This is a genomic window from Nocardia rhamnosiphila NBRC 108938 (assembly GCF_000720425.1).
Lineage (GTDB): Bacteria > Actinomycetota > Actinomycetes > Mycobacteriales > Mycobacteriaceae > Nocardia > Nocardia rhamnosiphila.
In genome coordinates this window covers 1-7,100 of sequence record NZ_JOAJ01000030.1, presented here as the reverse complement: position 1 = coordinate 7,100, position 7,100 = coordinate 1, and the positions used below count along the sequence as shown (strand labels likewise).

Annotated in this window: 7 protein-coding genes and 2 pseudogenes; 5 read left to right on the top strand and 4 right to left on the bottom strand. The window is 64.2% G+C overall.

Features of this window, described 5'->3' with window-relative positions; genetic code table 11:
• Positions 1–136: 136 nt before the first annotated feature.
• Positions 137–1,750, top strand: a complete 1,614-nt coding sequence (locus IG75_RS0135480) for an FAD-dependent monooxygenase (RefSeq protein ID WP_246872167.1) — start codon at positions 137–139, stop codon at positions 1,748–1,750.
• 98 nt (positions 1,751–1,848) lie between these two features.
• Here IG75_RS0135480 and IG75_RS0135475 read toward each other — a convergent pair whose 3' ends face one another.
• Together IG75_RS0135475 and IG75_RS0135470 are read right to left on the bottom strand one after the other, a co-directional pair.
• Positions 1,849–2,103: a hypothetical protein gene (locus IG75_RS0135475; RefSeq protein WP_030522986.1), complete on the bottom strand. Its 255-nt coding sequence runs from the start codon at positions 2,101–2,103 to the stop codon at positions 1,849–1,851.
• A gap of 50 nt (positions 2,104–2,153) precedes the next feature.
• Positions 2,154–2,456: a hypothetical protein gene (locus IG75_RS0135470; RefSeq protein ID WP_156059031.1), complete on the bottom strand. Its 303-nt coding sequence runs from the start codon at positions 2,454–2,456 to the stop codon at positions 2,154–2,156.
• Between the two features lie 378 nt (positions 2,457–2,834).
• On the opposite strand from IG75_RS0135470, the gene IG75_RS36935 reads away from it, so the two are divergent.
• Both IG75_RS36935 and IG75_RS0135460 read left to right on the top strand, forming a co-directional pair.
• On the top strand, positions 2,835–4,124 hold the full coding sequence (locus IG75_RS36935; RefSeq protein ID WP_162183837.1) for a helix-turn-helix transcriptional regulator: 1,290 nt from the start codon (positions 2,835–2,837) through the stop codon (positions 4,122–4,124).
• 7 nt (positions 4,125–4,131) lie between these two features.
• On the top strand, positions 4,132–4,764 hold the full coding sequence (locus IG75_RS0135460) for a 2'-5' RNA ligase family protein (RefSeq protein ID WP_162183836.1): 633 nt from the start codon (positions 4,132–4,134) through the stop codon (positions 4,762–4,764).
• Positions 4,765–4,796: 32 nt separating this feature from the next.
• Here the strand turns inward: IG75_RS0135460 and IG75_RS40545 are convergent.
• Positions 4,797–4,892, bottom strand: a pseudogene (locus tag IG75_RS40545) (SAM-dependent methyltransferase); the annotation flags it as partial.
• Between the two features lie 62 nt (positions 4,893–4,954).
• On the opposite strand from IG75_RS40545, the gene IG75_RS0135455 reads away from it, so the two are divergent.
• Entirely contained in the window at positions 4,955–6,271 is a 1,317-nt protein-coding gene (locus IG75_RS0135455) for a helix-turn-helix transcriptional regulator (protein ID WP_162183835.1), read from the top strand.
• On the top strand, positions 6,271–6,852 hold the full coding sequence (locus tag IG75_RS0135450; protein ID WP_081883049.1) for a flavin reductase family protein: 582 nt from the start codon (positions 6,271–6,273) through the stop codon (positions 6,850–6,852). Before IG75_RS0135455 ends, IG75_RS0135450 begins: the two co-directional genes overlap by 1 nt.
• A gap of 51 nt (positions 6,853–6,903) precedes the next feature.
• On the opposite strand, the pseudogene IG75_RS39640 reads toward IG75_RS0135450, so the two are convergent.
• Positions 6,904–7,100, bottom strand: a pseudogene (locus IG75_RS39640) (SAM-dependent methyltransferase); the annotation flags it as partial.

The window sequence follows — 7,100 nt, the reverse complement described above, 5'->3', positions numbered from 1 at the left end:
GCAACTCCCACTCCACGACGGAGACCTTCACCATTTCAACGATCACCTACAGCGTGTCGCCACAAACCCTCGACCAACCTGCCTGGGCAGTACACCTAGCCCACGACAGTGGGACGGAAAGGGTTACGAGGTGCGAGTGCAGTCGTCAGGGAACGGACACGAGGGATTCTCAGCGCAGCCGCGGTCGGCGGTGGATACCGAGGTGATCATCGTGGGCGCCGGGCCGACCGGTCTGCTGCTGGCCGCCGAACTGAGCCTGGCGGGGGTGCGCCCGCTGCTCCTGGAAAAGTACCCACAGCCCAGAACCACCCAGAAGGCCCAGGGTCTGGGTGGGCAGATCCTGCAACTGCTGCACTACCGCGGGCTGCTGGAGCGGGTCGAAGCGGCCGTGACCGCCCCCGCCCCGCCGCCCCGCTACCCCTTCGGCGGTATCCACGTGGATCTCACCGGCATGATGGACCCTCCGTTGCGCGGGCTGCCGCTGCCGCAGACTCGGCTGGAGGAGTTGCTCGCCGAGCGGGTGGGTGAGCTCGGTGCGGATATCCGCCGCGGCCACGAGGTGGTGGGGTTGCGTCAGGACGACACCTCGGTGACGGCGGAGGTGTCCGGGCCGGACGGTCCGTACCGGATCACCGCGCGCTACCTCGTCGGCTGCGACGGCGGGCGCAGCCGCATCCGGGAGATGGCCGGTATCGCGTTCACCGGTACCACCTATCCCGAGGTGAATCGGGTATGCCAGGTCACCGTGCCCGATTCGGTGACCCGTCTCGACAACGGCGATCTCGAAGTTCCGGGCATGGGCCGGATCACCACCGGTTTCACCCGCACCGCACGCGGCGCCTTCGGATACGGGTCACCGACCCCGGACATGCTGATGTTCTCGACCGCCGAGGACGAGTCCACCGATATCGCCGACGACGAGCCGATGACCCTGACCGAATTCCGGGACAGCGTGCGCCGGGTGCTCGGCTCGGAGATCCCGTTGGGCGAACCGCTGCGGCTGGCGCGTTTCACCTTCAAGGACCACCACGCAGAGACCTATCGGGCCGGCCGGATCCTGGTGGCGGGCGACGCCGCCCACCTGCTGCCCGCGACCGGGTCGGGGCTCAACACCGGTCTGCTCGACGCGGCGAACCTCGGCTGGAAACTCGCCGCCGATATCCACGGCTGGGCGCCACCCGGACTGATCGACAGCTACCACACGGAACGCCATTACGCGGGAGCTCGTGCCCTGCGGCAGACCCGTGCCCAGGTGGCGTTACGGCGTGGACTCGACCCGGCCGCGGACGCGCTGCGGGAAGTGGTCCAGGAACTGGTCGGTGACGAGCAGTCCGCCCGCCGGGTGGCCGGTTTCATCGCGGGCACCGATGTGCGCTACGACCTACCCAACCCGAACAACCACCCGTTGACCGGTACGTTCGCCCCGGACCTCGCGTTGTCCAGTGATACCGGGGAGACCACTGTCGCCGACCTCCTGCACTCCGCACGACCGGTCCTGCTGGTTCTCGCCGGCCGAGCCGAAATACGGGAGGTCGCCCGGGAGTGGCAAGACCGCGTCGATATCCGGACAGTCACCACCGACGCGCGTCCGGCCGACGCGCTGCTGATTCGTCCGGATGCCCACATCGCCTGGGCCGCCGCGGTCGGCGAACCGTCCGATATCGCGGTGGACGGGCTTCGTGCGGCGCTGACCGGCTGGTTCGGCGTGCCGAGTGAATCGCCAGCACTTGTCGCTGAGCCAGGCGCCTAGACAGGTAGGGGTCCCACCCGCCGGTCGCGGTATCGGCGGGTGCGGGCCGCGATTCACCACTACGAATGGCCGATACGGCCCGAGTAGGGGGACAGCGTTCAGATGTCATCGCCGGGCGACGGCGGGTCGACCTCGACGTAGTCCCACTCCTCGCTCGGCCCGGCGTGCACGTCTCGCCGCAGTGGATCCCGCATCACCGCGGCGGCCGTGGCCCAAGCGTGCAAGACCTCTCGCAGTAATTCTGGATCTTCGGAGATCACCGTGAGCAGTACAGCGTTCCGGATCTCGGAAAGAGCTTCGGCTCGATCATCGGGTTCGAATTCCGCCAACCAGGCCGGCCCGTCCGGTCCCACCAGGTCGGTGCATCGGTTCGGCCGTGTACTGCCTCGACCGAGCCTGCTGATCAAAGGATCGGCGGATGGGGACCGCGATCGATCACCTCGACCCCCACCCATGGGCACGGCCCGGCATGCGGGCCGATCCGGCCCTGCACCAGGCGGACGATCTCCCGGCAGCCGCTGCCCGGGCAACCGACCGAGCGGATCGCTCCGTTCGGCCGGCAGTCCACGCGCAGGACGATCCGCAACTGCCTGGTGGTGATGGTGGGTCCGCACCCGCAACCGGGGACGGAATCCACCACCCGCACGCCGATCCACGGACAGATACCCGAGACGTTGCGCTCGTGATCACCGATGTGCCCGTCCACGACCGGTGCCCCTTTGAGGCAGAAGAGATATTCCGGACACCGCACCCGGCGATGGGGCCGTGTGCTGTGCGTCCAGTCCAGCAGCCCGGCCGTGAGCCACGGGACCGCATGGTCGGCACATTGCGGCCACACCGGGCCGCCGTCAGCGAGCACGGCCGTGGGTTGCCCGATACCGGGCGATTATCCGATCGATATCGCGCTGCGGGTGGAACTGGTCCGAGGACTCGAGTGCACGCAGCCCGGCAGCGACCCGTTCCAGCAGTGCTCGATCGGTGCCGTGATCAGCGTGCCAGAGCGACCGGGCGATCGCGATGGCCTGATTGCTGATGGGCCCTCTGATCGGTAGGGCCCGCGGGCCGGGCGGCTCTCGCCGATGAATTGGCTCGGGAGATCAAAAGACTCAGAACAGAAGCGGGTATGAGCCAGCGAGTACTCGCCGGCAGGATCGGATACTCCCGCCAATACGTCTCGATGGCGGAGTGGGAGGACGGCAATCTGCCGTCGCGAGAACTTGTCGCTGCCGTGGACTCGGAGCTCGCAGCAAATGGTGCTCTCAATGCTCGGCGCGCCCGGGCGGACGTGGCAACGAGGGCATCCCGTTCCGAAGTCGGGTATGGGGAGAGTAATGGTTCGACGGGCTCGGGAACGCTTGGAGACCAAGCGGTCGGAGGTGAGTTCCCGGCTGTCGGGCGGGGCAGTGACGAACTGCTCGATGTTCTGAGAAGGACTCATAGAATCACGGCGGCTGTCGATCGGGAGATCGTGGAGCGATTGGCAACCAGGGTCCACGCTGTCATCGAGGATTACGAGGCTCTGGACGGTGCGCAGCTTGTCGATGGCCTGGTGGAGCAGCGGCGGTTGATCGATACGCTGGCAGAAAATTGCGGTGATATCCGCGAGCGGCGCAGGCTTTACGAGATAGCTGCCCAGACCTCAGGACTACTCGGTTTCGTCAACGTAGGTTTCGGTGACTTCGAGCTGTCACGCGCTTACTGCTATGAGGCGTTCCAGCTCGGAAGTGTGGTGCAGTCGCCGGGCCTACAGGCTTGGGCGCGCGGTATGCAGAGCTACTGTGAGTACTATTCCGGCCGCTATCGCGATGCTCTGCGGTTCGCAGAGGATGGGTTGAACTATGCGGCGCCAGGCCCGCAGCAGGTCCGATTGAAGATCAATGGCGTGGCCAGGGCACTGGGGAAACTGGGCGATCGTCGTGGTGTCGATCGAGTGGTCGAAGAAGCCTATGAGTTGGTGGGTGAGCGCGGTATGGAGAGTTACTCGCGTTCGAGTATCTCCATCAGCGGATACAGCCGCGCGCAGGTAGCGGGCAATGCCGCCACAGCGTATCTTTCGCTCGGGATACCGGATCAGGTAGAAACGCACGTGGAGAACGCGCTTGCCGAGATGGATCCATCCGAGTGTCCATGGGGGCGTTCGCTGGCGAAAATCGACCTGGCACGGGCACAGCTCAGTTCTCGCAGAGGCAATTTGGACTACGCGAGCTCGCTGATCATCGAAGCACTCGAAAGTACGCCAGCAGACCTAACAGTTCCGGTGCGAGCGCGTGCCACCGAATTCGCGCGGGCACTGCTGGCTCGCGGGGGTTCTGCGTCACAGTTGGCGACGGTCCGTGAGGCGATTGCAGCACAGCGGAGCACCGATGCGGACTAGGAAGAATGTGGCCGAAACAGAAAAGGCGACTGTCGGCAGCCAGGTGAGAAACCACTGGATGAAGCCGTTGGGAGTAGTCGGATACTACTGGTTTCTGACGTTCGAAGACTCGGCGCCGTTGCGCTCTGCGGTCCGCGAGTGCCAGAGCCGACTCACCTTTCCGCAATACGATCCAGCGCCGTTGGAAAGCCTGCATCTCACCGTCGGCCGTATTGGGAAATCGGGTGAGGTGTCTCCCGGTCGGCTCCATGCGATACAGGCCGGTGCCCGGCGCGGGCTGGGCGAAATGACTCCGTTCGAATTGACTATCGGTGCGCTCCGGCGGGTGCCCGCCGCACTGATCTTCGATGTGACACCCGCCGGGGATATCGACGAGTTGCGAGTGAAGCTGGAAGCGGGTACTACCGGCGTGGCCTCCGAGTCGGATGCTCCACCGCTGCGGCATCCCCCGCACGTGACCGTTGCCTACGGTAATTCGGACGGGATCGCGTCTCCCGAAGTGGATGAGGCAGTGGTAGCAGTCAACCACCGTTTGCGAATGGTACGGGTGGAAGTCTCGGCGGTCTCGATGGTCCTGCTCCACCGGCGGCGGGCCATGTACTCGTGGGACCTGATCGAGCGAATTCCGCTCGGGAGATAGATCCAGCGTTCGAGCCGAATTCGGTATTTCGCGCCGGGGTCGGTCACCGATGCCAGGCTCGCGATGTACGGGTGGCGCTCCTCCGCGTCGAAGGTGTGGAACAGGCCGCAGTCCAGCACAGTGTCGAGGGAACTCGCAGCCCGGTCGGGACGGAAGGTAGCACGCGGGCCGGGCGGCTCTCGCCGATGAATTGGCTCGGGAGATCAAAAGACTCAGAACAGAAGCGGGTATGAGCCAGCGAGTACTCGCCGGCAGGATCGGCTACTCCCGCCAATACGTCTCGATGGCGGAGTGGGAGGACGGCAATCTGCCGTCCCGGGAGCTGGTAGTGGCACTCGACGGGATACTGAGTGCAGGTGGGCGTCTGGTGCAGCTCCGGCAGCGCGCCTCGAACCTGCGGGCTCAGCGCAATCGGCCGAGAGGTCGAACATCGTCTACGGGCGAAGGAGAAGAGCAAACGAACCGACGAGATGCGCTCCGTACGGTCGGCGTCGGCATTGTCGCCGGTACCGGGTTGCAGGATCTTGTGCTCAATGCCGCACAGGATTCATCGAGTCTGAGCGGATCGCTGAACCGCCCCGCGGTGGAAGTGACGACGATCGAAAGTGCCGCCACTGACCTGAGACGCGTAGCTACGGATTATGTGCTGAACCCGGATCTCGGCAACGTACTTCTCGAGCTGATCTCCATTCGCGATATATTGGCTGCTCAGTTGAAATATGCTATCCGGCCATCCGAGATGAGTGAACTGTACGTTCTGATGGCCGCGACGTGTGCGCTCCTGGGGTCCGTCTCACACGATCTCGCTGAACCGAAAGCTGCTGTAATCCAGACACGCAGCGCGGTACGCTTCGCTGAGCTTGCCGGGCACAGATCATTGATCACCTGGTCGTACTGCACATGGGCCATGATTCATTCGTGGTGGGGTACATCGAAGGACGTACTCGATGTGATCGACAGGATTGAAGATCCGTACGGGTTGTCCGCGGTTCGCCTGTCCGGCTTCGCGGCGCGTGCCCATGCCGACATCGGGGATAAGCACGCGGCGCACGAAGCGATCGGAAGATCTTGCGACGAGCATTCGAGGTCTGCAGACGCCGGAGTCCTGGCCGAATTCGGGGCCACATTCTCGTTCTCACCGGCTCGTCGGCATTACTACAACTCGATGGTCCATGCGGACCTTGGAGAATGGTCGAGAGCATTGAGCGAAGCTGACCAAACAATCAGTATGTATGCCCCGGCGCAGGCTGATGCCTGGCCGGCGACGCTCGCTCTCGCCGAGATCAACTCAGCTCGGTCCCTGCTCCACCTGGAAGGCCCGGGTGCCGCGCTTCACTGTTTGCGACGCGTGCTCGAGACGCCGCACGGTCAGCGGATCCCGCAAGTGATGGTGGGAATCGAGCGCATATGGAACGACCTTTGTGCAGGTTGGTCCAGAGATGAGTCGGCCAAGGCGTTGGGTGACGCTATCCGAGAGTACAAATCGGCCGGCAGGGAGGTCGGGTGATGGCCGAGGACGCATTGGTGATGAGAGCTCATCGGCTACTCGCACCTCGGATTGCATACTTGATCGGTACGTCGACTCCCGAGGGCGGGCCCAACCTGATCCCTGTCTCCAACGTGACTTCGGTTTCGACAGACCCACAACATGTGGCCGTCGCCGTATTCAAGAAGTGGGATACGTTTCGCGCGATGATGACCTCGGCGGGCTTTACCCTGAGTGTCCCGGTATCGAGTCAATTGGATGCTGTCTGGAAATTGGGTGCCAAGTACTCGCGCTTTCCAGTCGGCTCAACCGCGGAGAAGCTGCGAGCGAGTGGGATCGATTGGGATCTCGAGGCGTCCGGCTACGGCCCGGTCGTTACCTCCGGCATCGGTTGGATGAGTTGCCGGATCATCGCGCGTATCGACTTGGCCGGTGACCACGCGACCTTCGTCGGTGAGGTCCAGGCGGCTTGGTTCAACCCCGAGTTCTTACACTCGGACGGCACGCCTGTCGCTTCCGTACATCCGGTCATGCAGCAGACGGGAAACCGGTTTACCACGGCAGGGCACGAAATGTGGACGATGGATTACTTCCGAGAGTAGACGCCGATTCCGGCGAGCCGTCCCTGCGCTCGTCATGGTGTGTAAATCCGTTCAGACGCGGTCTACTGTTGCCAACCAGGCCGGTGCGCCGTGGTCGTGGAATCGGGTTTCGATCCGGTCCGGTACGACGGCGGCGATACTCCAGCCGCTGGTGGGGGTGAAGGCCGCGTTCAGTTCCTCGAGGCCCACCGGATGTGGGCCGAGGTCTGGGCCTTCGTCGCTGAAACACAATACGTACAGCGTCGCGC